Origin of the sequence: Citrobacter sp. Cpo074, from assembly GCF_030332745.1 — a bacterium.
In the GTDB taxonomy this organism is placed as follows: domain Bacteria; phylum Pseudomonadota; class Gammaproteobacteria; order Enterobacterales; family Enterobacteriaceae; genus Citrobacter; species Citrobacter portucalensis.
Map to the genome: position 1 here is coordinate 191,572 of NZ_JAOWHG010000025.1, position 26,825 is coordinate 218,396.

Annotated in this window: 24 protein-coding genes and 3 tRNA genes; 6 read left to right on the plus strand and 21 right to left on the minus strand. The window is 52.8% G+C overall.

All coding sequences use genetic code 11. The annotated features are described in order from the left end of the window. A complete protein-coding gene (ulaA, locus tag OGX83_RS03410) occupies positions 1 to 1,398 on the minus strand; it encodes a PTS ascorbate transporter subunit IIC (protein WP_003830456.1) in 1,398 nt (465 codons plus the stop codon). 367 nt (positions 1,399 to 1,765) lie between these two features. On the opposite strand from ulaA, the gene ulaG reads away from it, so the two are divergent. Both ulaG and ulaR read left to right on the plus strand, forming a co-directional pair. After that, positions 1,766 to 2,830, plus strand: coding sequence for an L-ascorbate 6-phosphate lactonase (gene ulaG, locus OGX83_RS03415; protein WP_286587366.1), 1,065 nt, complete (start codon positions 1,766 to 1,768; stop codon positions 2,828 to 2,830). Between the two features lie 106 nt (positions 2,831 to 2,936). Beyond that, entirely contained in the window at positions 2,937 to 3,692 is a 756-nt protein-coding gene (gene ulaR, locus OGX83_RS03420; RefSeq protein ID WP_003025646.1) for an HTH-type transcriptional regulator UlaR, read from the plus strand. On the opposite strand, the gene yjfP is transcribed toward ulaR, so the two are convergent. Then, a complete protein-coding gene (gene yjfP, locus OGX83_RS03425) occupies positions 3,689 to 4,438 on the minus strand; it encodes an esterase (protein ID WP_008786011.1) in 750 nt (249 codons plus the stop codon). The genes ulaR and yjfP overlap by 4 nt on opposite strands. A gap of 181 nt (positions 4,439 to 4,619) precedes the next feature. Here yjfP and bsmA point away from each other — a divergent pair, with 181 nt between their 5' ends. Beyond that, a complete protein-coding gene (gene bsmA / locus OGX83_RS03430) occupies positions 4,620 to 4,949 on the plus strand; it encodes a biofilm peroxide resistance protein BsmA (protein ID WP_057066585.1) in 330 nt (109 codons plus the stop codon). 147 nt (positions 4,950 to 5,096) lie between these two features. Further along, positions 5,097 to 5,372: a DUF1471 family protease activator YjfN gene (gene yjfN, locus OGX83_RS03435; RefSeq protein WP_003830465.1), complete on the plus strand. Its 276-nt coding sequence runs from the start codon at positions 5,097 to 5,099 to the stop codon at positions 5,370 to 5,372. Between the two features lie 86 nt (positions 5,373 to 5,458). Here yjfN and OGX83_RS03440 read toward each other — a convergent pair whose 3' ends face one another. The 15 genes from OGX83_RS03440 to nnr all read right to left on the minus strand — a co-directional run bounded on the left by OGX83_RS03440 (position 5,459) and on the right by nnr (position 23,177). Continuing rightward, positions 5,459 to 7,081 (minus strand): isovaleryl-CoA dehydrogenase, encoded by a 1,623-nt coding sequence (locus OGX83_RS03440; protein ID WP_286587368.1) that lies wholly within the window; start codon positions 7,079 to 7,081, stop codon positions 5,459 to 5,461. 120 nt (positions 7,082 to 7,201) lie between these two features. Continuing rightward, the gene (gene rlmB, locus OGX83_RS03445) at positions 7,202 to 7,933 is read right to left on the minus strand and encodes a 23S rRNA (guanosine(2251)-2'-O)-methyltransferase RlmB (RefSeq protein ID WP_003830482.1); all 732 of its coding nucleotides are present in this window, start codon (positions 7,931 to 7,933) and stop codon (positions 7,202 to 7,204) included. A 72-nt stretch (positions 7,934 to 8,005) separates the two neighbouring features. Next, the gene (gene rnr / locus OGX83_RS03450; RefSeq protein ID WP_286587370.1) at positions 8,006 to 10,468 is read right to left on the minus strand and encodes a ribonuclease R; all 2,463 of its coding nucleotides are present in this window, start codon (positions 10,466 to 10,468) and stop codon (positions 8,006 to 8,008) included. A 38-nt stretch (positions 10,469 to 10,506) separates the two neighbouring features. After that, entirely contained in the window at positions 10,507 to 10,932 is a 426-nt protein-coding gene (nsrR, locus tag OGX83_RS03455; protein WP_286587372.1) for a nitric oxide-sensing transcriptional repressor NsrR, read from the minus strand. Between the two features lie 216 nt (positions 10,933 to 11,148). Beyond that, positions 11,149 to 12,447 carry an adenylosuccinate synthase gene (gene purA, locus OGX83_RS03460; protein WP_003025606.1) on the minus strand — a complete coding sequence of 433 codons (1,299 nt, stop codon included), beginning with the start codon at positions 12,445 to 12,447 and terminating at the stop codon, positions 11,149 to 11,151. Positions 12,448 to 12,549: 102 nt separating this feature from the next. Continuing rightward, positions 12,550 to 12,747, minus strand: a complete 198-nt coding sequence (locus tag OGX83_RS03465) for a DUF2065 domain-containing protein (RefSeq protein ID WP_003025602.1) — start codon at positions 12,745 to 12,747, stop codon at positions 12,550 to 12,552. 82 nt (positions 12,748 to 12,829) lie between these two features. Further along, entirely contained in the window at positions 12,830 to 13,834 is a 1,005-nt protein-coding gene (hflC, locus tag OGX83_RS03470) for a protease modulator HflC (protein WP_003830491.1), read from the minus strand. 2 nt (positions 13,835 to 13,836) lie between these two features. Continuing rightward, positions 13,837 to 15,090 carry an FtsH protease activity modulator HflK gene (gene hflK / locus OGX83_RS03475; RefSeq protein ID WP_008786005.1) on the minus strand — a complete coding sequence of 418 codons (1,254 nt, stop codon included), beginning with the start codon at positions 15,088 to 15,090 and terminating at the stop codon, positions 13,837 to 13,839. Positions 15,091 to 15,279: 189 nt separating this feature from the next. Further along, a complete protein-coding gene (gene hflX, locus OGX83_RS03480) occupies positions 15,280 to 16,560 on the minus strand; it encodes a ribosome rescue GTPase HflX (protein ID WP_003830495.1) in 1,281 nt (426 codons plus the stop codon). Positions 16,561 to 16,634: 74 nt separating this feature from the next. Continuing rightward, complete coding sequence (hfq, locus tag OGX83_RS03485) at positions 16,635 to 16,943, minus strand: RNA chaperone Hfq (RefSeq protein ID WP_003025584.1); 309 nt, start codon at positions 16,941 to 16,943, stop codon at positions 16,635 to 16,637. 84 nt (positions 16,944 to 17,027) lie between these two features. Further along, entirely contained in the window at positions 17,028 to 17,978 is a 951-nt protein-coding gene (gene miaA / locus OGX83_RS03490) for a tRNA (adenosine(37)-N6)-dimethylallyltransferase MiaA (protein ID WP_048227205.1), read from the minus strand. Next, positions 17,971 to 19,845 (minus strand): DNA mismatch repair endonuclease MutL, encoded by a 1,875-nt coding sequence (mutL, locus tag OGX83_RS03495; RefSeq protein WP_191226504.1) that lies wholly within the window; start codon positions 19,843 to 19,845, stop codon positions 17,971 to 17,973. The genes miaA and mutL overlap by 8 nt, the downstream gene beginning before the upstream one ends. Before the next feature lie 9 nt (positions 19,846 to 19,854). Further along, entirely contained in the window at positions 19,855 to 21,180 is a 1,326-nt protein-coding gene (amiB, locus tag OGX83_RS03500; protein WP_048227207.1) for an N-acetylmuramoyl-L-alanine amidase AmiB, read from the minus strand. 16 nt (positions 21,181 to 21,196) lie between these two features. Beyond that, positions 21,197 to 21,658 carry a tRNA (adenosine(37)-N6)-threonylcarbamoyltransferase complex ATPase subunit type 1 TsaE gene (gene tsaE, locus OGX83_RS03505; RefSeq protein ID WP_008786002.1) on the minus strand — a complete coding sequence of 154 codons (462 nt, stop codon included), beginning with the start codon at positions 21,656 to 21,658 and terminating at the stop codon, positions 21,197 to 21,199. Continuing rightward, complete coding sequence (nnr, locus tag OGX83_RS03510; protein ID WP_286587375.1) at positions 21,630 to 23,177, minus strand: bifunctional ADP-dependent NAD(P)H-hydrate dehydratase/NAD(P)H-hydrate epimerase; 1,548 nt, start codon at positions 23,175 to 23,177, stop codon at positions 21,630 to 21,632. The genes tsaE and nnr overlap by 29 nt, the downstream gene beginning before the upstream one ends. Between nnr and queG the strand changes: the two genes are divergently transcribed. Beyond that, the gene (gene queG, locus OGX83_RS03515) at positions 23,176 to 24,315 is read left to right on the plus strand and encodes a tRNA epoxyqueuosine(34) reductase QueG (protein WP_191226507.1); all 1,140 of its coding nucleotides are present in this window, start codon (positions 23,176 to 23,178) and stop codon (positions 24,313 to 24,315) included. The two genes, nnr and queG, sit on opposite strands and share 2 nt — an antisense overlap. Positions 24,316 to 24,584: 269 nt before the next feature. Here the strand turns inward: queG and OGX83_RS03520 are convergent. From OGX83_RS03520 to orn, 4 genes are all read right to left on the minus strand, one after another. Continuing rightward, positions 24,585 to 24,660, minus strand: a tRNA-Gly gene (locus tag OGX83_RS03520). A 37-nt stretch (positions 24,661 to 24,697) separates the two neighbouring features. Further along, a tRNA-Gly gene (locus tag OGX83_RS03525) sits at positions 24,698 to 24,773 on the minus strand. A 37-nt stretch (positions 24,774 to 24,810) separates the two neighbouring features. Further along, a tRNA-Gly gene (locus OGX83_RS03530) sits at positions 24,811 to 24,886 on the minus strand. 196 nt (positions 24,887 to 25,082) lie between these two features. Then, positions 25,083 to 25,628: an oligoribonuclease gene (gene orn, locus OGX83_RS03535; protein WP_020996267.1), complete on the minus strand. Its 546-nt coding sequence runs from the start codon at positions 25,626 to 25,628 to the stop codon at positions 25,083 to 25,085. A 105-nt stretch (positions 25,629 to 25,733) separates the two neighbouring features. Between orn and rsgA the strand changes: the two genes are divergently transcribed. Then, positions 25,734 to 26,786: a small ribosomal subunit biogenesis GTPase RsgA gene (gene rsgA / locus OGX83_RS03540; protein ID WP_170974257.1), complete on the plus strand. Its 1,053-nt coding sequence runs from the start codon at positions 25,734 to 25,736 to the stop codon at positions 26,784 to 26,786. Positions 26,787 to 26,825: the final 39 nt, after the last annotated feature.

Sequence of the window (26,825 nt, forward strand, 5' to 3'; positions counted from 1 at the left end):
TTAAGCAGAGTGTTCTGCCAGTTGTTTTTCTGCGTCTTCCTCAGCGCGCAACGTGCGTCCTGCGAAAAACATATAAGCCAGTGCAATCAAAATAATGACGGCCATAAACACGATGCCGATGGAGGCAAAGCCTTGCATCATCGGCGGTGCCAGAATTGACCAGTCCGCCATGCCCATCCAGGCGCTCATACCGGTGAGCTTAACCGCCCAGACGCAGCCGAAGATTTCGATCATCCCCATCACCAGGCAAATCTTGAGCGCCGCGCGCCAGCCGCCAAAGTGGTTAGCAAATACGCCGATAGTGGCGTTCGAGAAGAACATCGGGATAAAGCCTGGGATAATCAGGATGGAAGAGCCGCAGGCAACCAGAATACCTACCGCGATCAGTTGGCCGATGGTGCCCCACATAAAGCCCCAAACCACCGCGTTGGGGGCAAAGCTGTAAATCGCTGCGCAGTCGATAGCCAACACCGCGCCGGGGATCAGACGTTGAGAGATACCGTTGAACGCTTCTGAAAGTTCAGCAACGAACATACGTACGCCCTGGGTGATGATGAAGATAGCGACAGCAAACGAAAAACCGGTTTGCAGGATATACACCGTCCAGTGGGTTTTACCCGCCATCGCCTGAACCACATCTATGCCGAAAGAGAGCAGGATCGCCCCGAAAAAGATGGTCATCACAATCGCGGTGGAAACGATGTTGTCATGGAAGATATTCAGCCAGCCTGGCAGCTTGAGATCTTCTACGCTCTCCTCTTTCTTACCCAGATACGGCGCGACTTTGTAAGCAATCCAGGAGGCGAACTGCTGCTGGTGACCGATGGAAAAACCGCAGCCGTCAGTTACTTCCTGCGTCGGTTTGTACATCATATTGGAGGTAATGCCCCAGTAGAGCGACACCAGCACCGCGGTACAGATGATGGTGGTCCACATCGGGTAACCAAAGATGTAGAAAGAGACAGCAATCAGCCCCGCCTGCTGGAACATGATGTGCCCAGTCAGCATGATGGTTCGAATGCCGGTAATACGCCGTAGCAGTACGTAACAAATGTTCAGCGCCAGCGCTAACAGTACGGCGTACCCTACCCAACTGTATGCATCACCCATTCGTTCGATGGTTGCCATCATGGAGGCATAGGTATCGGAGATCGCGCCATTGATACCGTAAACCTCAGACATCTTCGCCACCACCGGTTTAAACGTGCTGGTCAGAATGCCCGACCCTGCCTGCAATAACATAAAACCGATAATCGTTTTGATCGTGCCTTTGATAATGACGCTGACACTTTTACGCAACAGGATGTAGCCGAGGCAGGTCACAATACCCAACAGCAACGGTGCATTGGTCATGACCTGATTAAAAAAGACGGTAAAGATGTTGTAGAGGATCTCCATAACGATCTCCAGTAGACGAAGTTGCTGAACATTCATTACAGATGCCCAGGATGTTGTGCCCTCACTCTAGTTTTCAAAAGTAATCACAACAAGATTGAATTTGATTAAATGTGATGAAGTACGCAAATAATTCTCTTACTTGCAGAGTGGATTTACTTCAAATTCATACACGTCAAAATAAATTCATTTAAAACAATAAAATACAAAAATACATTTCATATAAACCCTCTTGTCACGTTGTAATTTGTTCACATTTTCCCATTCAACACCAAAAATCAGCGCATTGCCTTCTTGAGAAAATGATGTCAGTATCAATCAAAATAAATCATCACTTGATTCAATCTGAATAAACATGAAGGTAATTGCGATGAGTAAAGTAAAAAGCATCACGCGTGAATCATGGATTCTGAGCACATTCCCGGAGTGGGGAAGCTGGCTCAATGAAGAGATCGAGCAGGAACAGGTCGCACCTGGCACTTTCGCTATGTGGTGGCTTGGCTGTACCGGAATTTGGCTAAAGTCTGAAGGCGGAACTAACGTCTGCGTCGATTTCTGGTGCGGTACGGGTAAACAGAGTCACGGTAACCCGCTGATGAAAACCGGTCACCAGATGCAACGCATGGCGGGCGTGAAGAAGCTGCAGCCAAACCTGCGCACCACGCCGTTTGTTCTTGATCCGTTTGCCATTCGTCAGATCGATGCGGTGCTGGCCACGCACGATCATAACGATCACATCGACGTAAATGTTGCAGCAGCCGTCATGCAGAACTGTGTCGACGACGTGCCGTTTATTGGACCGCAGACTTGTGTGGATCTGTGGATCAGTTGGGGTGTACCAAAAGAGCGCTGCATCGTGGTAAAACCTGGCGATGTGGTGAAAGTGAAAGATATTGAAATTCATGCGCTTGATGCGTTTGATCGTACGGCATTGATCACGCTTCCTGCCGATCAAAAAGCGGCAGGCGTGCTGCCGGATGGTATGGATGCCCGCGCCGTAAACTATCTGTTCAAAACGCCGGGCGGTACGCTTTATCACAGCGGTGATTCACACTACTCCAACTACTATGCAAAGCATGGCAATGAGCACCAGATCGACGTCGCGCTCGGATCCTACGGCGAGAACCCACGGGGTATTACGGACAAAATGACCAGTTCCGACATGCTGCGTATGGCGGAGGCCCTGAATACAAAAGTGGTGATCCCTTTCCATCACGATATCTGGTCAAACTTCCAGGCCGATCCTCAGGAGATCCGCGTACTGTGGGAGATGAAAAAGGATCGGCTGAAGTATGGCTTTAAGCCTTTTATCTGGCAGGTGGGTGGCAAGTTCACCTGGCCGCTGGACAAAGATAACTTTGAATATCACTATCCGCGCGGCTTTGACGACTGCTTCACGATTGAACCGGATTTACCGTTTAAATCGTTCTTGTGATCCACACAAAATGCCGGGCCATCCCGGCATTTTTTCCCATTTACTTTAGTATTTCCAGGCTATTTCAAATATCATCTTTTCAAATCAATTTGTATCGGAATAGCTCATGACTGAAGCACAAAGACATCAAATATTGCTGGATATGCTGGCGCAGTTGGGCTTTGTTACCGTTGAGAACGTGATTGAGCGTCTGGGGATTTCACCCGCTACTGCACGCCGGGACATCAACAAACTCGACGAAAGCGGCAAACTCAAGAAAGTCCGCAACGGCGCAGAAGCCATTACCCAGCAGCGACCGCGCTGGACGCCAATGAATCTGCACCAGGCACAGAACCACGATGAAAAAGTTCGTATTGCCAAGGCGGCATCCCAGCTTGTGAATGCGGGGGAAAGCGTGGTGATCAACTGCGGATCGACCGCCTTTCTGCTGGGTCGCGAAATGTGCGGCAAGCCGGTGCAGATCATCACTAATTATCTGCCGCTGGCAAACTATCTGATCGACCAGGAGCATGACAGCGTGATCATCATGGGAGGGCAATATAACAAAAGCCAATCCATCACGCTTAGCCCGCAAGGCAGTGAAAATAGCCTGTATGCCGGGCACTGGATGTTCACCAGTGGCAAAGGGTTGACCGCAGATGGACTGTATAAAACCGATATGCTCACCGCGATGGCGGAGCAGAAGATGCTTAACGTGGTGGGCAAACTGGTGGTGTTGGTCGATAGCAGTAAGGTCGGTGAACGCGCGGGGATGCTGTTCAGCCGCGCCGATCAAATCGATATGCTGATTACCGGCAAAAATGCGAACCCTGAGATCCTGCAACAGCTCGAAGCTCAGGGCGTGAGCATTATGCGCGTTTAAAGGTGCTGGCGGAAAAACGTCACCGTCGCAGCCAGCGCTTCTGGCGTGATGCGATGTCGTACGCCCGCTTCCCACAGGCAGGTCAGATTGTTGTCCAAACCTGCCTGAATCAGCGCTTGCTGTAAGCGGAAGGTTTCAACAGCCGGTACAACATCATCATCCTGTCCATGCCACAGCAGCAACGGCCTGTCAGCGAGGCGTGGTAACTGATGCGTAACATCCCATTCGGCAAGCGGGGCGATAACGGCATCAAATTCCGCCTGCTGCTCTGGGGTCTGAACCAGTAAAGGGGGAAACAGCGTCTGCGCAAGCCGGGTAAAATAGCCAGAACCCATCAGGCTGGCTACACATTTAACCTCAGGATGGCGCGCCATTATGCCCAATGCTGTCATTCCCCCCATCGACGCCCCACCGACGGCAAGCCGCTCATCTGAAAGCCAATTTTCCGCCACCAGCGCCGCACGTAACGTCGTAAACTCCTGCATATTTTGCTGCAAAATATGCCAGAAGCGGTGCATTCGCACCTTGGCATCGCTTTTGAAGCGAGCGCCATGGTCGGGCGCATCTGGCATGACGACGCGGAAACCGGCCTGAGCCAGAGCAACGGCAAAATAGCTGTAAACCAGGCTTGAAGAGGTAAACCCGTGATAGAAGATAATACAAGGGAGTGAACATTCGCGTTTGCCAGCCGGAACGGCGTGCAGGACAGGGATACCCGCCAACTGTCGTGTTTCAATTTCGATCATTTGTCGCCTCTTTCTTTCTGGTATGCCATGCAGCAATACTTAACGCAAGCGAATGTGTTCGGCAATGATTCATAATGTTGAGAACTGGGTTACGCTTTCGCAACATTTTCATTCGAAAATCGCGTGAGAGATAACAATTCGGGAACATTCCCCTAAAGGGAAATTAATAAGGCACTACACTATGGCTATCAGGAAACGAGATAGAGTTATGCGTCGGTTTGCCTCTTTGTTGTTGGTTATGTTTTTAAGCGCCTGTAGCGTGCTACAGGGAACGCCGCAACCCGCACCGCCCGTTGCCGACCACCCGCAGGAGATCCGCCGTGACCAGAGTAATGGGTTACAGCGATTAGGGACGGTTAGCGCACTGGTAAGAGGCTCTCCGGATGATGCGCTGGCAGAGATCCGTGCCAAAGCCGCCGCGGCTAAAGCTGATTACTACGTGGTTTTATTAGTGGATGAAACCATCGTGACAGGCCAATGGTATTCACAGGCTATTTTGTATCGTAAATAACATTGGGTTGAAATTTAGTCAGCTTTACATTGCTTTGCGCCCCTATGCGTTTACCTGTGCACAATAAACCAACAGCAGGAAGCTTGAGGTTTATTATCGCGATGGAATGCCCTGCCGTGTGTAGGGGCACGAATAATGGAGCTGACGATGAAACAATCACTTGCCTTATCCTCACTGCTGCTTTCTGCCGGACTGGTAGGTACTACGGCGCAGTCTGCCGAATTCGCCAGTGCTGACTGTGTTACTGGCCTGAACGAAATTGGCCAGATATCTGTCAGTAACATTGCAGGAAATCCGCAGGATGTAGAACGTGTTGTCGCGTTAAAAGCGGATGAACAAGGTGCCTCATGGTATCGGATCATTCAAATGTACGAAGATCAGCAGCCCGACAACTGGCGCGTACAGGCCATACTCTATGCTTAACACATTGCCGGATGGCGTAAACTTATCTGACCTACAGTGAACTGTAGACATGATAAGACGCGAAAGCGTCGCCATCAGGCATATTATTACCGTAATCCCCCCGTTGCCCGCAGAAGCAAATCGTTCAGCACCTGCTCAGACAATCTTAGTCCCCCCCGCGTATCAAGCATCATTTGGCACCAGGCCTGCGCCACTGGCGGAGAAGAATAACGCAACATCTGCGCTCCGCAACCGAGCAGGAAAAGCTGCTGCGTAATCTCCCGCCCCAATGCCTCGCTGGGTTTACGTAAACGCTGCTGGAGCTGACGCACCATTCGATCGTAATGTCGGTCTTGCCCTTTGACTTCCGCAAAGGCTTCACTGAGCATCTCGTATATGCCGGGTTGTTTGGTCAGTACCCGCAATACATCAAGGCACATAATGTTGCCAGAGCCTTCCCAGATACTGTTTACCGGCATTTCACGATACAAACGCGGCAGCTCGCTCTCCTCGCAATAGCCAATCCCACCCAGCACTTCCATCGCCTCTGCCACAAATGGCATACCGCTTTTGCAAACGGAGAATTTCGCTGCTGGCGTGAACAACCTGGCCCACAGCGCTTCTTTAGCATCAGCACGACGGTCCCAGGCCCGCGCCAGTCGAAACAGTAACGCCGTTTGACCTTCCAGTTGGAGCGCCATCCGACCTAACACTTGACGCATCATCGGCTGTTCAATCAATGGCTTGCCAAAGACCTGCCGCTGGTGCGCATGGTAAATCGCGACGGAAAAAGCACGCCGCATCATACCGTGACTACCGAGCGCACAGTCAAAACGCGTCATCCCCCCCATTTTCAGGATATGGCGTATACCTTCCCCTTCTTCACCCAATAGCCAGCCAATCGCATCGTGGAATTCAACCTCGCAGCTGGCGTTGGAGCGGTTGCCTAACTTATCTTTCAATCTCTCAAGACGGATAGCATTACGCTGCCCGTCAGGTAAAAATCGCGGCACAAAAAAGCAGGACAATCCTCCCTTAGCCTGGGCCAGCACTAAATGGGCATCGCTTTGCGGCACGGAGAAAAACCACTTATGTCCCGCCAGCCGATACGAGCCGTCAGCAAGACGTTCTGCCTGAGTGGTATTGCTCAGCACATCTGAACCACCCTGCTTCTCGGTCATGCCCATACCGATAAGCAGCCCACGCTTTTGCCCACCGGGCAGTAAATGCGAGTCATAACGGTCGCTTAGCAGCGGCGTAAGCCAGTCGTGAAAGGGGGCGGGTAACATTTGAAGTAACAGCGGCGTGGCGGCAAAAGTCATGGTCACCGGACACAACGTACCAGCTTCAACCTGCGCATGCAGCATGAAACGCGCCGCCCGGGCAACAAATGTTCCCTGCCTCGCATCTTCTTCCCAGGCCAGATTATGTACGCGGTTGGCGCACAATCCCTGCATCAGCAAATGCCAGGCAGGATGAAAACGCACATCATCCAGCCGCTGCCCCTGCGGGTCGTAGCGCAACAGTTCAGGTGGAAAAGCATTGGCCAGACGGCCCAGTTCGAGCGACTCGGCAGTCCCTAGCTGCTGACCAATACTGGCGAGAAGATCGCTGTCCCAACCAGCGCCTTCGCGGATAACCGCTTCGCACAGTGCGCCGTCGGACAAATATAAGTTACTGTTATTGAGCGGTACAGGTTGGTTAAAAACGGTATGCGTTTGCCAGTGCATTGTGTCTCCCTCCTTCAATGGCCGTCGCTTTAAGTATGGTCAGCCAGACAAGAGAGTGCCTGGGATTCAGGTCACAAAAAAGCCATCCCGAGGGATGGCTTAAGAGACATAGAGAATGAATTAGCCGCGCTGGCGGACGGCTTCAAACAGGCAGATGCCCGTCGCAACTGAAACGTTCAATGACGAAACGCTCCCTGCCATCGGGATGCTGATCAGTTCGTCACAGTGTTCGCGGGTCAGACGGCGCATACCTTCACCCTCTGCGCCCATCACCAGCGCCAGACGACCGGTCATTTTGCTCTGATAGAGAGTATGGTCGGCTTCACCTGCGGTTCCGACGATCCAGATATTCTCTTCCTGCAGCATACGCATGGTGCGCGCCAGGTTGGTCACGCGGATCAGCGGTACGCTTTCTGCCGCACCACAGGCCACTTTTTTCGCCGTCGCATTCAACTGTGCGGAACGATCCTTCGGTACGATTACAGCATGTACGCCAGCAGCATCAGCGCTACGCAGGCATGCACCCAGGTTATGCGGATCGGTGACGCCATCGAGAATCAAAAAGAACGGCTGATCGAGCGTAGCAATCAGATCCGGCAGATCGTTTTCCTGATACTGACGGCCCGGCTTCACGCGAGCAATAATCCCCTGATGTACCGCACCCTCGCTTTTCTCATCCAGAAACTGACGGTTAGCCAGTTGAATGACAACACCCTGTGCTTCCAGTGCGTGGATCAGCGGCAGCAGGCGTTTATCTTCACGACCTTTGAGAATAAAGACGTCCTGGAAGCGCTCAGGCGCACGTTCCAGCAGGGCCTGCACCGCATGGATGCCGTAAATCATTTCACTCATGAATGTACTCGTTAATAGTTTATGCGTAACGCCGGGCAACGCGAAGGTTGCCCGACTTACAGTCTATGGCTGTTATTGTGCGACTTTCTTTTTCGCCGCACGTTTAGCTTTAGTGGCGGCAGCAATTTTAAGCGTTTTTGCCGAGGGCTTTTTCGTTTTTTTATCGCCTTTCTTCTCAGCCGCATTCTTATCCGCCTGAGGTTTGGCTCTGCCTTTCTTCTCGCCGCGGAAAGCGCTGTCCGGCTCGAAATTCACCTTTTTGCCCATCTGACGACGTTTACCGGTATTTTTACCCGCATCGCCTTTTTTGGCTTTTTCGCGCGCGGTTTTACCTTCATTACGCGGCGCACGTTCGCTGGAGATCAAGCTGAAGTCGATCTTACGCTCGTCCATGTTGACTGCTTCCACGCGAACTTCCACGCGATCGCCCAGGCGATACATCTGGCCGCTGGATTCCCCCGTCAGGCGCTGCCCAACCTGGTCGAAACGATAGTAGTCGTTATCCAGAGAGGAGACATGCACCAGACCATCGATAAACAGTTCATCGAGACGGACAAAGAAACCAAATCCGGTCACGCTGGCAATCACGCCTTTGAAGACATTACCCACCTGGTCCAGCATGAAGTCGCACTTCAGCCAGTCAGAGACATCGCGCGTGGCTTCATCAGCACGGCGCTCGGCCATCGAACAGTGCTGACCCAGTTGCAGCATCTCTTCCATCGAATAATGGTAGCCACCGGTTTCCGTGGTGTTGCCCTTATGGCCCTGCTCCTGCGCCAGCAGATACTTAATCGCCCGGTGCAAGGAGAGATCCGGGTAACGACGGATCGGTGAAGTAAAGTGTGCATAAGATTGCAGCGCCAGGCCAAAGTGACCACGGTTTTCCGGATCGTAAATCGCCTGCTTCATCGAACGCAGCAGCATGGTTTGCAGCATTTCTGCGTCAGGACGGTCAGCAATCGACTCCAGCAGTTCAGCGTAATCACGCGGCTCAGGTTTATTGCCACCAGGCAGCTCCAGCCCCAGCTCTGCCAGGACGGAACGGAACGAGTTAATCGCTTCGGTCGTCGGCTTATCGTGAATACGGAACAGTGCTGGCTCTTTGGCTTTCTCAACGAATCGCGCCGCTGAGATGTTCGCCATGATCATGCACTCTTCAATCAGCTTGTGTGCGTCGTTACGCTGCGTCTGCTCGATACGCTCAATACGGCGTTCAGCATTGAAGATAAACTTCGCCTCTTCACTTTCAAACGAGATACCGCCACGCTCTTCACGGGCTTTATCCAGCACTTTGTAGAGGTTATGCAACTCTTCAATGTGTTTAACCAGCGGTGCGTACTGCTCACGCAGCTCCTGGTCGCCCTGCAGCATGTGCCAGACCTTGGTGTAGGTCAGACGTGCGTGGGAACTCATGACCGCTTCGTAGAATTTAAAGCCGGTTAAACGGCCTTTCGACGAAATGGTCATTTCACAGACCATACACAACCTGTCCACCTGCGGGTTGAGTGAACACAATCCGTTGGACAGCACTTCCGGCAGCATCGGAACAACCTGCGACGGGAAGTAAACGGATGTGCCACGGCTACGCGCTTCCTGGTCCAGCGGAGTCGGCGGGCGAACGTAATAGCTTACGTCAGCAATCGCCACCCATAAACGCCAACCACCGCCGCGTTTCTTCTCGCAATAAACCGCATCGTCGAAGTCGCGCGCATCTTCGCCATCGATAGTCACCAGCGGCAGGGAGCGCAGATCGACACGTCCTACTTTCGCCTCTTCCGGCACTTCTTCTTTCAGCCCGGCGACCTGTTTCTCAACCGCCTGAGGCCAGATATATGGGATTTCATGAGTACGCAGGGCCATATCAACGGCCATGCTGGTTCCCATGTTATCGCCCAGCACTTCAACAATTTTACCCACCGCTTTGGTGCGGCGAGTTGGACGCTGGGTCAGTTCAACGACGACCACAAAGCCCATACGAGCGCCCATTACCTCTTCCGGCGGGATCAGAATATCGAAGCTCAGGCGGCTGTCGTCTGGGACGACAAACCCAACACCAGCGTCGGTGAAGTAGCGACCGACAATCTGGCTGGTTTTCGGCACCAGTACGCGCACAATTCGCGCTTCGCGGCGACCTTTACGGTCCGCGCCCAGCGGTTGTGCCAGCACCTGATCGCCATGAATGCAGGTTTTCATCTGCTCGCTGGACAGATACAGGTCATCTTTGCGGCCTTCAACGCGCAGAAAGCCGTAGCCATCACGGTGGCCAATAACGGTACCTTTCAGCAGGTCGAGACGCTCCGGCAGCGCATAGCATTGACGACGGGTGAAGACCAGTTGTCCGTCACGCTCCATCGCGCGCAGGCGACGACGCAGCGCTTCTTGCTGCTCTTCACCTTCAATATTGAGTTCAGCGGCCAGCTCATCGCGGTTGGCCGGCTTTTCACGTTTAGTTAAATGTTCGAGGATAAATTCCCGGCTCGGGATAGGATTCGCGTATTTTTCTGCTTCGCGTTCCTGGAAAGGATCTTGTGACATGTCGGTTCCTCCGTCATCATCGCTGCTGGCGGGAGTCGTTACTCCACCAGCAATAATTTATAAAGCGGTTGATTCTTTTCAACCAAATCAGCAAGTGTGTAGTTGTCCAGTTCCGTGAGAAAACTTTGCACTGCTTTAGAAAGCGCCTGTTTGAGTCTACAGGCCGGGGTAATGTGGCAAAACTCGCTGCTACAGTTGACCAACGATAAGGGTTCCAGCTCGCGAACCACATCACCAATACCAATATCCATAGCAGGTTTACCCAGGCGGATACCGCCATTTTTTCCTCGAATAGCAGTAACAAAGCCCGCCCGGCTAAGTTGATTGATTATTTTGACCATATGATTACGGGACACGCCGTAGACTTCTGTCACCTCAGAAATACTGGTCATACGTCCTTCGGGAAGTGACGCCATGTAGATTAGCGCACGTAATCCGTAATCGGTGAAACTTGTTAACTGCACATCAACCTCAGGAAAAGGGATAAAACGGATAAACCTGGTAGTATTAATTACATTGATGATAAACCAGCCACCAGCCAGGTCGCTAATTTATTTCAGTTCGGGAAGGAAAAAAGCGAGGAACTTACGTGATTTTAAGCCGGATTCTGATGCAAAGCACCTTCTCCGGCCTAAATTAGTGCAAGCGCAGCGCCGTTTGACGCTACGCTATAACCAGAATTATGCGTCGAACGGGTCGCGCAGGATCATGGTTTCAGTACGGTCTGGGCCAGTTGAAATAATATCAATCGGCACACCGGTCAGTTCTTCAATACGCTTGATGTAGTTCAGTGCTGCCTGCGGCAGACCGCTACGTTCCTTCACGCCGAAGGTGGATTCAGACCAACCCGGCATGGTTTCGTAAATCGGCTCGATACCTTTCCAGTCGTCAGCTGCCAGCGGAGTAGTCGTTACTTCGCGGCCATCCGGCATACGGTAAGCGACACAGATTTTCACCTCTTTCAAACCGTCCAGTACGTCCAGTTTGGTCAGGCAGAAGCCAGACAGGGAGTTAATCTGTACTGCACGGCGTACAGCAACGGAGTCCAGCCAACCGGTACGACGACGACGACCGGTGGTCGCGCCATACTCGTTACCTTGTTTGCACAGGAACTCGCCAACGTCATCAAACAGCTCTGTCGGGAACGGACCCGCACCTACACGAGTAGAGTAAGCTTTGATGATACCCAGAACGTAGTCCACATAACGTGGGCCCAGGCCGGAGCCGGTTGCCACGCCACCTGCGGTGGTGTTGGAGGACGTTACGTACGGATAGGTACCGTGGTCGATATCCAGCAGCGTACCCTGCGCACCTTCAAACATGACGAAATCGCCACGCTTACGCGCCTGGTCCAGCAGATCGGAAACATCAACAACCATTGAGGTCAGGATGTCGGCGATAGCCATCACATCATCCAGCACTTTCTGGTAGTCAACAGCTTCAACTTTATAGAAATTCACCAGCTGGAAGTTGTGATATTCCATCACTTCTTTCAGTTTTTCAGCGAAAGTTGCTTTATCAAACAGATCGCCAACACGCAGACCGCGACGAGCTACTTTGTCTTCATAAGCCGGACCGATACCACGACCGGTAGTACCGATCGCTTTCTCGCCACGCGCTTTCTCACGAGCGTTATCCAACGCAACGTGATAATCAAGGATCAGCGGACAAGCTTCAGACAGCAGCAGGCGCTCGCGAACCGGGATACCACGATCTTCCAGTCCTTTCATTTCTTTCATCAGCGCGGACGGAGACAGAACAACACCGTTACCGATGATGCTGATTACGTTTTCGCGAAGAATGCCTGATGGAATAAGATGGAGGACGGTTTTTTCACCGTTGATTACGAGAGTATGGCCTGCGTTGTGACCACCCTGGTAGCGCACAACATATTTAGCCCGTTCAGTCAGAAGATCGACGATCTTCCCTTTACCTTCGTCACCCCATTGGGTGCCCAGTACGACGACGTTGTTACCCATTTTTCAAAATCACCGTTTGCTTAAAAATGGATTCTACCACCGCTTTTTCAGATATACAGCACTTTTTGCATGCGAAAATCCGCAAATTAGTCTACTTATTGATCAGCCAATCGTTTTCCTCAACATGTAGTAGACCACAACGCCCGCAACCACAAGACCTCCACCAAAACGACGCAAAATATTTTCGGGAAGTTGCGCCATTGCAGAGATCATTTTCTTCCATGCGCTGGGATAAAGCATCGGACCCAGCCCTTCCAGCACCAAAACCAGCGCGAGCGCCAGCAAAATTGTTGAATTCATCCATCGCCCTTATATAAAAAGAAAACCACCGCATCCCTGGAGATGCCGGTGGTTTTGCTGCTTTAAAACCGCTGGAACGCGATTAGCGTGTCGCGGTATTTGGTGTCTTCATGTAGCGGAAGAAATCGCTGTCCGGGCTCATGACCATTACGTCCTGATTCCCTTCAAAGCTCTTCTCGTAAGCACGCAGGCTACGGATGAAGGCGTAGAAGTCCGGATCCTGACTGAACGCATCGGCAAACAGCTTAGCGGCTTCTGCATCGCCTTCACCGCGCATAATACGGCCCTGACGCTCAGATTCTGCCAGCGTTTTAGTGACTTCATAGTCAGCCGTTGCACGCAGTTTTTCCGCCTCTTCCTGGCCTTGTGAACGATGGCGACGCGCTACCGCTTCACGCTCAGCGCGCATACGGTTGTAGATAGCCTCGGACACTTCAGCAGGCAGGTTGATTTGCTTAATACGCACGTCAACCACTTCGATGCCTAATGCCGCCATACTGTTCGGGTTGATGACCGGTACTTTACCGTTCGTTTCAGCCTGAACACGTTCAGCCGCTTCGGCAATCGCGCTATCTGCTGCCGGAGTCGCCACTTCATCTTCCGTGCCAGCAGAACCGGAGTTCAGCGCGTCACGAACTTCCAGGGTCAGACGACCGCGGGAATCGGTAACGATGTCCTTCACGTCCAGACGACCAATTTCAGAACGCAGACGGTCAGAGAACTTACGTTTCAGCAGGACTTCCGCCTGAGAAACATCGCCACCGCCCGTTGCCAGGTAGTAACGGCTAAAGTCACTGATGCGCCACTTGATGTAGGAGTCAACGATCAGGTCTTTCTTCTCTTTGGTAACAAAGCGATCGGCCTGGTTGTCCATGGTCTGAATACGCGCATCCAGCATCTTCACAGATTCAATAAACGGAATCTTGAAGTGCAGGCCTGGTGCAACGACCAGCGGCTTGTTTTCATCGTCACGCAGAACTTTACCAAAGCGCAGAGTAATACCGCGCTCGCCTTCTTTGACCACAAAGACAGACATGAACAGAACTACCAGAACGATGATGATAATCGCAATAACTGACTTACGCATCGTTATTCCCCCTGACGCTGGTAGTCGTTACGCTGCGCATTCGCGCGGCGTTGGTCCATAATATCGCCCTGACTGGTGGACGATGTGTTGCTTGCTCCAGTGCTGGAAGTCGTTGCTGGCGGCAGACGCAGCAGGTTTGAACTGCTGTCAGTCTTTGCTGCTGGCGCACTACCACCTTTCAGCATTTGATCCAGCGGCAGAACCATCAAATTGCTGCCTTTATCGTTAACCAGGACTTTGCGGGTATTGCTCAACACTTTTTCCATGGTTTCGATATACAGACGCTCGCGGGTAATTTGCGGTGCGGCTTTATATTCCGGCAGAATTTTTGCGAAGCGAGCCACTTCACCCTGTGCTTCCAGGATTGTCTGAGTCTTATACGCACGCGCTTCTTCCAGAATACGCTGCGCCTGACCGTTTGCACGCGGCTGAACTTCGTTGGTGTACGCTTCCGCTTCACGGATGTACTGCTGTTCGTTTTCACGTGCTGCGATAGCATCGTCAAACGCGGCTTTTACTTCTTCCGGCGGACGTGCAGCCTGGAAGTTGACGTCCAACAGGGTGATACCCATGTTGTACGGACGGATCGTTTCTTCCAGTTCACGTTGGGTATCGCTACGAATAACGGTACGCCCTTCGGTCAGGATACGGTCCATGGTGTATTTACCGATAACCCCACGCAGAGCACTGTCGGTAGCCTGACGCAGACTGTCATCCGCGCTGGTTACGCTAAACAGGTAACGCTGCGGATCGGTCACGCGGTACTGTACGTTCATTTCGACGCGCACGACGTTTTCGTCAGAGGTCAGCATGACGCCGGATGCGGCAAGTTCACGCACGGCTTCAACGTTGACCGGTGTCACTTCGTCGACAAAGGTCGGTTTCCAGTTCAGACCCGGTTCAACCAAATGGCTGAATTTACCGAAGCGTGTCACCACGCCGCGTTCCGCTTCTTTAATGGTATAGAAACCGCTGGCCGCCCAGATAATGACGATAGCGGCCGCTGCGATAGTAAAGACTCGACCGCCCAGTTGCGGACGCGGGCCTTGCGATGAACTACCGCCGCCAGAGCCAGTACCTTTACCGCCACCCAGACCACCGAGCTTTTTACTCAGTTTGCGGAAGATATCGTCCAGATCGGGAGGTCCCTGCTCGCGACCACCTTTGTTTCCATTTCCCTCAGGGTTGCCGCCAGGTTTGCTGCTTCCCCAGGGATCGCGGTCTTGTCCGTTATTACCGGGCTGATTCCACGCCATTTTTGTGCTCCATATTTGTTATGCGATGCTATACCTGCGTCTTTTGCGCTGCCGTTGCGTTGGCTGCGTCCCTCAACGCCAGTCACATAGTTGACTATGCTCCTGGAGATTTCAGGACTTGCCGCCTTCCTGCCGCACAAAATCCACAAGGTATAGAGGCGAAAAAATCTTCAGGCCATATCCGTCAGATCAGACAACATAGTCTTCCAGTGCCGGTTCTTGTTTACAGAGGCGACGCCAGTCTACGATCGGCATACGAACCTGCAGACCTACGCTGCCGTCCTCCTCCATCCACTCTTTTTCTATTGCCTGAAGTTGATAAAACCGGCTTCTCAAACGCCCTTCCTGCGGCGGCAAACGCAACGTATGCTGCGCCACCTCACCGGAAAGTCGCTCAGTCAAAGCCTGAAAAAGTTGTGGTATACCAATCCCCGTTTGCGCTGATACCCAAACGCGAATGGGTTTATTCTCTTCATCTCTGTCGATACGCGGCTCAAAGTCATCCAACATATCGATTTTATTCATCACCAGCAGGGTCGGGATCTCATGCGCATCGATCTCTTCGAGCACCGTATCGACGGCCTCAATGTTTTCCTGCACACGAAAATCTGCTGCATCAATAACGTGCAGCAGCAATGTCGCCTGACGTGTTTCCTGCAAGGTGGCCTTAAACGCCGCCACCAGGTCGTGCGGCAAATGACGGATAAACCCAACGGTATCCGCCAGCACGGTCTCACCCACGTCCGCCACGTCTATTCTGCGTAGCGTCGGGTCCAGGGTCGCAAACAGCTGATCCGCTGCGTAGACCTGGGCTTCGGTGATCTGGTTGAACAGGGTGGATTTTCCGGCGTTGGTATATCCCACCAGTGATACGGTTGGGACATCCGCTTTCTTGCGCGACTGTCGCCCCTGCTCACGTTGCTTTTCAACTTTTTCCAGGCGCGACTGTATCTGCAAAATGCGATTACGCAGCAAACGACGGTCGGTTTCGAGCTGGGTTTCACCCGGGCCGCGCAAACCAATCCCGCCCTTTTGCCGTTCAAGGTGAGTCCAGCCACGGACCAGACGCGTAGCCATATGGCGCAACTGCGCCAGCTCAACCTGCAACTTACCCTCATGGGTTCGCGCACGCTGGGCAAAAATATCTAAAATGAGACCAGTCCTGTCGATAACAAGACACTGGCACAACTGTTCCAGGTTACGTTCCTGGGCAGGGCTTAGAGCATGATCAAAAATCACCACCGCAGCGCCAGTCGCTTTTACGGCTTCGGCAATTTCGATTGCCTTACCTTCACCAACAAAATACTTCGGGTGCGGTGCTTTACGGCTCCCGGTAATCACCTGCATTGCTTCGACACCGGCGGAAGAAACCAGAGATTCAAACTCCTGGAGGTCTTCCATATCTTTGTCTTGCGAAAAATAGATGTGTACCAGTACCGCCTGCTCACCGGCATCATAACGGTCAAACAAGCGTCAACCCCTTAATATAAATCAACGGGGAACACAGGATCGCTGGCTCCCCGTATGTAAAACAGCTAATAACCTTATTCGGTTTCTTCGCTGTCCTGTTGCGCAGATGAACCTTGCGCGTTGCTACCGTGATGGTAGTTGCTGCCTGTGCCGCCGGTGGCATTATTGCTGTGATGAGAAACCGGACGAGACGGGACAACAGTAGAAATCGCGTGCTTATAAACCATCTGGCTGACCGTGTTTTTCAACAGGATCACGAACTGATCAAAAGACTCGATTTGACCTTGCAGCTTAATACCATTCACCAAATAAATAGAAACTGGAACACGTTCCCGACGCAGTGCGTTCAGGAACGGATCTTGTAAAGATTGCCCCTTAGCCATTCTCTCTTTTCCTTATATGCTTATTTGTACTTTGAACCTTTCGATTCTGAAAAATTGCGCACGATACGTTTCAATTGTACACATTCAGTTCGCGATAGCACCAACAACCTGTAATACTTCGTTTCGCGCCTGGTCAGGCTTTTCACTGTCAAGCCAGTGCACCCCTTCCCAACCACGCAACCAGGTTACCTGTCGCTTCGCCAACTGCCTCGTGGCGCAAACACCTCTATAAACCATTTCATCGTATGAAATTTCACCTTCAATGTATGACCACATCTGGCGATACCCTACACAACGAATGGAAGGCAAATCCGTATGCAAATCTCCACGGGCAAAAAGCGCCCGGACTTCTGCTTCAAAACCTGAAGCTAACATCTGATGAAAACGCTGCTCAATTCGCTGATGGAGCAGTTCACGGCTCGCCGGGGCGATTGCAAACTGATGCACCTGATACGGCAAAGCATCTCCTGACGTTTGCGTCAGCTCCGTTAAAGTTTTACCCGAAATGAAAAAAACTTCCAGTGCCCGGGAAAGTCTTTGCGGATCATTTGGATGAATACGCGCCGCTGCCACGGGATCGATGTCCTGAAGCTGTCGGTGTAACGCGTCCCAACCCTGCTCTGCCGCCTGCTGCTCAATTCTGGCCCTGACTACCGGGTCCGCCGACGGTAACGGCGACAGTCCTTCAAGCAAGGCTTTGAAATATAACATTGTGCCGCCCACCAGCAACGGGATACGGCCCGCGGCGGTGATGTCGGCCATCTCGGCTAACGCATCGCGACGAAAATCCGCAGCGGAGTACGCCTGCGATGGATCGCGGATATCCAGCAATCGGTGCGGTGCGGCCTGTAATTCAGCTGCATCAGGCTTAGCTGTACCGATATCCATCCCCTTGTAAATAAGGGCGGAATCAACGCTTATCAACTCTATGGGCAAAACTTTACGCAATTCAATTGCTAATGCCGTTTTACCGGAGGCCGTTGGCCCCATCAAAAAAATCGCCTTTGGCAGGCTCGCCTTACGGGTATCACTCATGTTTCAGGGCATTCATTACCGAATGTAAATCAACAGGTTGTAACAGACCACCCGGCGGTGCCTTCACGAGTTGTGGGCAGAGCCGCTCAACATCCGCTAACAGCGTAATCGCCTGTGCCATGCTCCACTGTGGATGCTCGCTCATCAGGTTACGTGCGATCCACTGTGCAATATTGCCCGGCTCGAATACGGATTGCTGCGCCAGGTAGCCTATCAGTTCAGGAATCAAGATTTGTAAATTTTGTTGGCGTAAGGGTAAAGGCACTGCCCGGATGGTCACATGCTGCGCATCCAGCTGAAATTCAATGCCCAACTCAGCCAGTTGGCTCTGTCCTTTTTGCAGTGCCGCTTTTTCATCAGCGGTCACTTTTAGACGTAAAGGGATCAGTAACGGTTGAGCACAAACCGCTCCCTGATCCGGCGTTAACTGCGCCTGACGCAGCCAACGCTCAGCCACCGGTAATGCCAACAACCGAATATGGCCATCGCACTCGAGTAACGCGCAGTCTGCACCAACTATCGTTAGCACCCGGCCAAAGCCCTGACTGCTGCCAGTCAGAGGCGTCGATGGCGTTTCAGAGACCGGCGTTTTACGCGTTGGAGCAGGAGTCTGCATCAGTTGCTGATAAATTTCGCCCTGCTGCTTTTGGTATCCGGGTTGAGCATGAGGCCAACTGGCTCCCGCCTGACGGCCACCGCCACCACTATTGCCACTTCCAGTGCCAGCGGATGCTGAGTACCGCGGTGTCGCAGGTTCACGCGCGGGAGCCGGCTCGGCAAAATGGTTGCGTCCAGCAGCAACGCGGTTTTCCGGAATGTGCCTTGGGGCGGGTTCGTCGTCATCAGCCAACGGCAGCGGCGTTTCAAGCTGCTGTTGCAGGACACTCAACACGCCCTGGTAAATAAAATCGTGCACCAGGCGGGATTGATGGAAACGGACCTCATGTTTAGCTGGGTGTACGTTGACATCCACTTGATGCGGATCGATTTCCAGATACAACACAAAAGCGGGCTGTTGATCGGCTCCCAGCTTATCTTCACAGGCCTGGCGGATAGCATGGTTGATCAGCCGGTCGCGCATCATCCGACCATTCACGTAGCAGTACTGGATTTCAGCCAGTGCTGCCGTTGTGTGGTTAGGATCGGCCACCCAGCCGCGCAATGTTAAATCGCCATGCTGCCATTCGATCGCCAGCGCATGCTCCAGAAACGGCGTGCCGCAAATCGCGCCCAGTCGGCGCTCTTTCTGCCCATCCGCGGCCACTGCCCGGTACTGACGCACCACTTTGCCGTTGTGCGACAAATTTATCGTCACATCAAAACGCGCCAGCGCAATGCGGCGAATAATCTCGTCGATATGATTAAATTCGGTTTTCTCGGTGCGCATAAATTTGCGCCGCGCCGGGGTGTTGTAGAACAGATCTAGCACCTCCAGCGTGGTTCCCACCGGATGCGCAGCGGGTTTAACTGTGACATCCATGTCACGCCCTTCGGCATACGCCTGCCAGGCTTCGGGTTGTTCTTGCGTACGCGACGTCAGGGTTAAACGAGACACGGAGCTGATACTGGCCAGCGCTTCGCCGCGAAATCCGAGGCTTACGATGGCTTCAAGATCGTCAAGCGAGGCTATTTTACTGGTGGCATGACGCGCCAACGCCAACGCCAGCTCGTCTTTTTTAATCCCGCAGCCGTTGTCACGAATACGGATAAGCTTCGCGCCGCCGCGTTCAATATCGATATCAATGCGCGTCGCACCGGCATCGATGCTGTTTTCCACCAGCTCTTTCACCACTGACGCAGGCCGTTCTACCACCTCGCCTGCGGCAATCTGGTTCGCCAGCTGTGGCGGTAGAACCTGAATCGGCATGGCTAATCCTTAATTTGTTAACGTGTTACCCGGCGATATGGCGCTGGCGGTTTGCGCCGGTGCGCCCTGCGGCCCGGTTTGCATCGGGTGCGCCTGGAAATAGTTACGCAATCCTTTGTATATCGCCTCAGCCAGTTGCTGCTGATAATCATCGCTCGCCAACAAGCGCTCTTCGCTGTTGTTACTGATAAAGCCGGTTTCAACCAGCACTGACGGGATATCAGGCGAACGCAGTACGCCAAGACTGGCGTGTTCTGGACGACGCTTATGCATCGAACCAATACGTTCTAACTGGCCGATCATGCTGGTCGCCACATCATACCCGACGCGCTGCGAATGACCGAACTGCAGATCCAGTACGGCCTGGCTGAGGTAAGGATCGGACTGGCTGTTTGCCAGCACATCGCCCGCGCCGCCCAACAGCTCCGATTGCTTCTCGTGCTGTTCCAGCCAGCCGGCCATCTCACTGTTCGCCCGACGGTTTGACAGCACCCAAACGGAAGCACCTGTGGCATCACGATTTGGCGCGGCATCCGCGTGAATAGAAACCAGGAAATTGGCGTTTTGTTTACGCGCGACGTCTGAACGCCCCATCACCGAGATAAAGTAATCACCATCACGGGTGAGTACGCCTTTAAACATCGGATCATCATTGAGCAAACTGCGCAGTTTGCGCGCCACGGCAATCGTGACGTTTTTCTCACGCGTGCCGCCAGGACCAATAGCGCCAGGATCCTGTCCACCGTGTCCGGCATCAATGGCAATCACCACTTTATCGCCGTTGCTGGAACTGGCGCGCGCCGCAGGGCGCGTGGAGGTATTGCTGTTAGTCACAGCCGTAGTGCGATCGTTTTCTGCTTTAAACGGATTTCGCGCTGGCTCGACAGGACGTGGGGCAACAATCGGCGCTTCAACACGCTTTGCAACCACGGGAGGTGGAGGCGGTGGCGCATCAGCGTTGATGGTAAACACGACGGTATAATTGCCGCCGTTCTGGCGTTTTACTGCTTCGGCTTTACCGTTCTCGGTTAAATCCACCACCAGGCGCAGAGACTGCGCATCTTTTGGCGTGCCGGAACGGATAGATTTCACCAGATTATTGCCGCTAAACAGCAGCGGTAATCCCTGAATCACACCGGTTTGTTTAATATCCAGCGCGACGGTTCGTTTCCCGTCCTGCGAAACGGCATATTCAGGATCGCCAATAAAGCTCAGCGTAATCCGCGCCTGTTGATCGCCATTGGACACCTGAAGATCGGAGAGACTGGCGGCCCCTGCCTGCGCGCACAGCAGGACCAGGGTTGCCATCAGCCAGTTTCTGATGCGATAAATCATCCCGCCACCCTTAAGGTTAATCGGCTAAACGTGCCAGCAATAAATCACCTGATGAGGAGACTGCGCTTACACGCGCCTCTCGACCTTGCGCCTGGTATTCAATGTGTATTTCGACGTCCGGGTCTGGCAGTACACCTTTACCTTGTTGCGGCCATTCCACCAGGCAGATGGCATCATTGGCAAAATAATCGCGGATCCCCATAAATTCCAGCTCCTCTGGGTCCGCAAGTCGGTATAAATCGAAGTGATATACCATCAAGTTATCGAGTGAATAGGGTTCAACCAGCGTGTAGGTGGGGCTTTTTACATTACCTTTATGACCTAACGCCTGCAGAAATCCCCGGCTGAAGGTGGTTTTACCCGCCCCCAGGTCGCCGTACAAATATATAACCGTCGCGCCGTCACAGGCTTTGGCTACCCGCAGTCCCAGGTCTAAAGTCGCCTGCTCATCAGGTAGTGGAATTACTCGATTCATCATGATAAACGTCAATCACATCAGGGTTAACAATACGCTGTAGCGTGGTAAAGAGATCTGTCGCCAACATGCCGCGCGTACCAAAACGCGCCGCCAGCACATCCGCCGCCGCTCCGTGCGCAACACATCCCGCACATGCTGCATCATACGGGGTAAGCTTCTGTCCGAGCAATGCGCCAATAATACCGGAAAGCACATCCCCCATTCCGCCGCTGGCCATCCCGGCATTGCCGGTATCAATAATACCCAACTCCGCCTGTTCAGCAGCAACAACCGTACCCGCGCCTTTCAGCACTACCACGCCTCCGTACCGTTTTACCAGACGTTGTGCACAAAGTAAGCGATCGTCTTCAATTTCTGCAATGGAACAGCCCAGCAGTCGCGCGGCTTCTCCCGGATGCGGCGTGATCACGCGATTGTGACGTTTATCGGGGTTGATTGCCAGCAGGTTCAGCGCATCCGCATCCCAGAGCATCGGTTTGCGAAAATTCTCCACTTTTTGCAGCGCTTTTTTGCCCCACTCCTGCTGACCAAGCCCGGGGCCTATCACCACTACATCCGCCCACGCCAGGCTCTCTTCCAGCGTCTGCGGCGTCAGCGCATCGACCATCAGTTCCGGTCTGGCTGTCAAAATAGGCGCAATGTTTTCACTGCGCGTCAGCACTTTGACCAGCCCGGCACCTGCTCGCAGCGCGGCTTCCCCGGCCATGCGTATTGCGCCTGCCGTACCGTGGTCACCGCCGATAATCACCAGTCGACCGTGGGAACCCTTGTGCGAGGTGGGTCGACGCGGCGTTAGCCAGTGCGCAAGCTGTTGAGCATCAAAACGTTGAATTGGCGCATTCTGTCCCGCCAGCCAGTCGTCCAGCCCAAGTGCGTTAACATGCAGACGCCCGGTGACATCGCGCGCTTTACCGGTGAGCAGGCCCGGCTTGAGTGCAATAAAGGTAATGGTATGCGCTGCGTTGATGACCGCGCCCGGCGTCGCTCCCGTCTGCGCCAGCAGGCCGGAGGGAATATCTATCGCCACGGTGGGGGCTGGGTGAGAATTGGCACGTTCAATCAATACCGAGAGAGACTCACGCGGCGCATGTTTTAAGCCAGTGCCTGACAGCGCATCAATAATGACGTCCACGTTATTTGGCCAATTGATATCCGTCGCGTGAATGACGCCACCAGCGTTAAGCCAGGCATCACGTGCCTGCTGCGCCTCCTCGGGGAGCGGTTTGTCACTTTCCTGCGCCAGCAACGTAACTTCAAGACCCAGCGCTTTGGCAAGTCTTGCCACTACGTAACCATCACCGCCGTTGTTGCCATGACCACATAGCACCAGCCAGTGCCGAGCGTTCGGATAAGCCTCACGAGTGACCTGAAATGCCGCCTCTCCCGCCCGTTGCATGAGTTCGTACAACGTCAGCCCTAAACTGTCTGCCGCCTCTCGCTCCATCCGCCTGATGTCATCGGCGTGCCAGATGGAGTGTGGTATACTTGCGGGGTTTTTCTTCATTGTATGGTCCGTCATGTCAGAGCCCCTCGATCTCAATCAGTTAGCGCAAAATATTAAGCAGTGGGGGCTGGAGCTTGGCTTTCAGCAGGTCGGGATTGCCGATACCGACCTCAGCGAAGCGGAACCCAAACTGCAGGCCTGGCTGGATAAACAATACCACGGCGAGATGGACTGGATGGCCCGTCACGGCATGATGCGCGCCCGACCTCACGAATTATTGCCCGGTACGCTACGTGTCATCAGCGTACGTATGAACTATCTTCCAGCCAATGCGGCCTTCGCCAGCACATTGAAGAATCCTTCTCTGGGTTACGTCAGCCGTTACGCGCTGGGGCGCGACTACCATAAGCTGCTACGTAACCGCTTAAAAAAGCTGGGAGAGATGATTCAACAGCACTGCGTTTCGCTGAATTTTAGACCTTTTGTCGATTCTGCGCCCATTCTTGAGCGTCCGTTAGCGGAAAAAGCCGGGCTTGGCTGGACAGGTAAGCACTCACTTATCCTCAATCGCGAAGCCGGTTCATTTTTCTTCCTCGGGGAATTACTGATCGATTTACCCTTGCCGATCGACCAACCAGTAGAAGAAGGATGCGGGAAATGCGTCGCCTGCATGACCATCTGTCCCACCGGGGCCATTGTTGAACCCTATACGGTGGATGCGCGCCGCTGTATCTCTTATCTTACTATCGAACTGGAAGGCGCGATCCCGGAAGAATTTCGTCCCTTGATGGGGAATCGAATTTATGGCTGCGATGATTGCCAGCTTATTTGCCCGTGGAACCGCTATTCACAGTTGACGGCAGAGGATGACTTCAACCCGCGCAAGCAGCTTCATGCTCCGGAGTTAATAGAGCTGTTTAGCTGGAGCGAAGCGTGGTTTTTAAAAGCCACGGAGGGGTCTGCCATTCGTCGTATTGGCCACCTGCGCTGGCTGCGAAATATCGCCGTTGCGTTGGGTAATGCCCCCTGGAATGAAGCCATTCTTCGCGCACTGGAAAGTCGCAGAGGTGAGCACCCACTTCTCGACGAACACATAGAATGGGCAGTTGCTCAGCAAATTGAGAAGCGAAATGCCTGCGTAGTTGAGGTGCAGCTACCGCAGAAACAACGTTTAGTCAGGGTCATTGAGAAGGGTCTGCCGCGCGACGCTTAAGTCATCCACAGCTTGTGTATAAAAATAAAAACACATTGATATTCAAGAGGGAAAAAATCGTCAAGTGATCGTATTAACAATTTGAAATGATAATTAAATTAATAATTTCAAATAGTTAAAATGATACTATTCACCCGGCGAAGTTTTTTGCATTCCAGGAATAATACCCGAACCTGTGGATAAGTCTGTTTACAAGAGTATGTCAATGACGAAACAAAACGTCCCCAACGCGATTATTCGTTGTGGATATTTTTATTGGGGTAAGAATTTGGAGCGGGAAACGAGACTCGAACTCGCGACCCCGACCTTGGCAAGGTCGTGCTCTACCAACTGAGCTATTCCCGCTTGGGTGTGTCTGTGCTTAATAAGCACTTTCAAATTTTGGAGCGGGAAACGAGACTCGAACTCGCGACCCCGACCTTGGCAAGGTCGTGCTCTACCAACTGAGCTATTCCCGCTTGGGTGTGTCTGTGCTTAATAAGCACTTTCAAATTTTGGAGCGGGAAACGAGACTCGAACTCGCGACCCCGACCTTGGCAAGGTCGTGCTCTACCAACTGAGCTATTCCCGCAAATCTGTACTGCTTTTGTTGCTGTCGTAATTCGCATTTCTGCGTCGTTACGGGAGGCGCATTATACGAGAAATCCGTTTAGCTGCAACCCCCCTGAAAGCGTTTTTTTCGAAAATTCGTTCAAGTGATTAATTTGCAATCAAGCTGAACAATTTAGCGTCAAAAAACCGGTGGCGCAAGCCACCGGAGAACAAAATCAAAGATTAATAAAATGTTCGCGATAGTAAGCAAGCTCAGCAACAGATTCACGAATGTCGTCCATCGCCTGATGTGTTCCCTGCTTGGTGAAGCCCGCAAGGATTTCCGGCTTCCAACGACGCGCCAGCTCTTTGAGCGTGCTGACGTCCAGATAGCGATAATGGAAATACGCCTCCAGCTCCGGCATGTATTTAAACAGGAAACGACGATCCTGCCCGATGCTGTTGCCGCAGATAGGTGATTTCCCTTCCGGAACCCACTCTTTCAAAAAAGCCAGCGTGGCCAGTTCAGCTTCACGATCGCCCATGGTGCTCGCCTTCACGCGCTCCACCAGCCCACTTCCGGTATGCGTACGTACGTTCCAGTCATCCATTAATGCCAGCTGTTCGTCGGACTGGTGCACCGCAATTGTCGGTCCTTCAGCCAGAATATTCAGGTTGGCATCCGTCACCAGCGTGGCGATCTCAATAATGCGATCGCGCTCGGGATCCAGACCTGTCATCTCCAGATCGATCCAAATCAGGTTGTTTTCATTGGCACTCATGCTATTTTCCACCCTTCAGCGTCACATTCAGTGTGACTACATTGATCTAAAATTGTGTGTATCATAAATGTTTTGCCCATCATGGGCGACCAGGAGCCAGTCCGATTGAGTAAGAATAAACTCTCCAAAGGCCAACAGCGCCGTGTGAACGCCAATCACCAGCGTCGTCTTAAAACGTCCACGGAGAAGCCCGACTACGACGACAACCTGTTTGGCGAAACCGCTGAAGGCATCGTTATCAGCCGTTTTGGCATGCATGCCGACGTAGAGTCTGCTGACGGTGAAATTCACCGTTGCAACATCCGCCGTACAATTCGCTCGCTGGTTACTGGCGATCGCGTAGTCTGGCGCCCGGGTAAAGCGGCAGCTGAAGGCGTGAATGTCAAAGGTATCGTTGAAGCGGTACACGATCGTACCTCGGTACTGACACGCCCCGACTTTTACGACGGGGTAAAGCCTATTGCCGCCAACATCGACCAGATCGTTATTGTCTCAGCCATCTTACCCGAGCTGTCACTCAATATTATCGACCGGTATCTGGTAGCCTGCGAAACGCTACACGTTGAACCGATTATCGTGCTGAATAAGATCGATCTGCTGGATGATGAAGGCATGGCCTTCGTTAACGAACAGATGGATATCTATCGCAACATTGGCTATCGGGTGTTGATGGTATCAAGCCGCACAAAAGACGGCCTGAAACCGCTTGAAGAAGCATTAACCGATCGCATCAGCATTTTTGCCGGTCAATCGGGCGTAGGTAAATCCAGCCTGCTCAATAATCTCCTCGGCCTGCAGGAAGAGATCCTGACCAATGATGTCTCTGACAACTCCGGCCTTGGACAGCACACCACCACGGCCTCTCGCCTGTATCACTTCCCGCACGGCGGCGACGTTATCGATTCCCCTGGCGTACGTGAGTTTGGACTGTGGCATCTGGAGCCGGAACAAATCACGCATGGCTTTGTCGAATTTCATGACTACCTGGGCCATTGCAAATACCGCGACTGCAAGCATGATACCGATCCAGGCTGCGCTATCCGTGAGGCTGTAGAAAAAGGGGCCATAGCTGAAACCCGGTTTGAAAATTATCACCGCATCCTGGAAAGCATGGCGCAGGTAAAAACGCGTAAAAACTTTTCTGATACAGACAACTGACAACTAAGCTAAGCATCGCTAGAATCGTCCCCCTTTTTT

Coding starts and splice junctions, on each gene's coding strand:
- OGX83_RS03440 (WP_286587368.1), bottom strand. CDS start 7,081: ATGCACTGGCAAACGCATACCGTTTTTAACCAACCTGTACCGCTCAAT.
- OGX83_RS03465 (WP_003025602.1), bottom strand. CDS start 12,747: ATGAATTCAACAATTTTGCTGGCGCTCGCGCTGGTTTTGGTGCTGGAA.
- rlmB (WP_003830482.1), bottom strand. CDS start 7,933: ATGAGTGAAATGATTTACGGCATCCATGCGGTGCAGGCCCTGCTGGAA.
- miaA (WP_048227205.1), bottom strand. CDS start 17,978: ATGAGTGATACCCGTAAGGCGAGCCTGCCAAAGGCGATTTTTTTGATG.
- orn (WP_020996267.1), bottom strand. CDS start 25,628: ATGAGTGCCAATGAAAACAACCTGATTTGGATCGATCTGGAGATGACA.
- hflK (WP_008786005.1), bottom strand. CDS start 15,090: ATGGCGTGGAATCAGCCCGGTAATAACGGACAAGACCGCGATCCCTGG.
- ulaR (WP_003025646.1), top strand. CDS start 2,937: ATGACTGAAGCACAAAGACATCAAATATTGCTGGATATGCTGGCGCAG.
- bsmA (WP_057066585.1), top strand. CDS start 4,620: ATGGCTATCAGGAAACGAGATAGAGTTATGCGTCGGTTTGCCTCTTTG.
- amiB (WP_048227207.1), bottom strand. CDS start 21,180: ATGATTTATCGCATCAGAAACTGGCTGATGGCAACCCTGGTCCTGCTG.
- mutL (WP_191226504.1), bottom strand. CDS start 19,845: ATGCCGATTCAGGTTCTACCGCCACAGCTGGCGAACCAGATTGCCGCA.
- tsaE (WP_008786002.1), bottom strand. CDS start 21,658: ATGATGAATCGAGTAATTCCACTACCTGATGAGCAGGCGACTTTAGAC.
- yjfN (WP_003830465.1), top strand. CDS start 5,097: ATGAAACAATCACTTGCCTTATCCTCACTGCTGCTTTCTGCCGGACTG.
- yjfP (WP_008786011.1), bottom strand. CDS start 4,438: ATGATCGAAATTGAAACACGACAGTTGGCGGGTATCCCTGTCCTGCAC.
- hfq (WP_003025584.1), bottom strand. CDS start 16,943: ATGGCTAAGGGGCAATCTTTACAAGATCCGTTCCTGAACGCACTGCGT.
- ulaG (WP_286587366.1), top strand. CDS start 1,766: ATGAGTAAAGTAAAAAGCATCACGCGTGAATCATGGATTCTGAGCACA.
- hflC (WP_003830491.1), bottom strand. CDS start 13,834: ATGCGTAAGTCAGTTATTGCGATTATCATCATCGTTCTGGTAGTTCTG.
- nnr (WP_286587375.1), bottom strand. CDS start 23,177: ATGACGGACCATACAATGAAGAAAAACCCCGCAAGTATACCACACTCC.
- purA (WP_003025606.1), bottom strand. CDS start 12,447: ATGGGTAACAACGTCGTCGTACTGGGCACCCAATGGGGTGACGAAGGT.
- ulaA (WP_003830456.1), bottom strand. CDS start 1,398: ATGGAGATCCTCTACAACATCTTTACCGTCTTTTTTAATCAGGTCATG.
- rnr (WP_286587370.1), bottom strand. CDS start 10,468: ATGTCACAAGATCCTTTCCAGGAACGCGAAGCAGAAAAATACGCGAAT.
- queG (WP_191226507.1), top strand. CDS start 23,176: ATGTCAGAGCCCCTCGATCTCAATCAGTTAGCGCAAAATATTAAGCAG.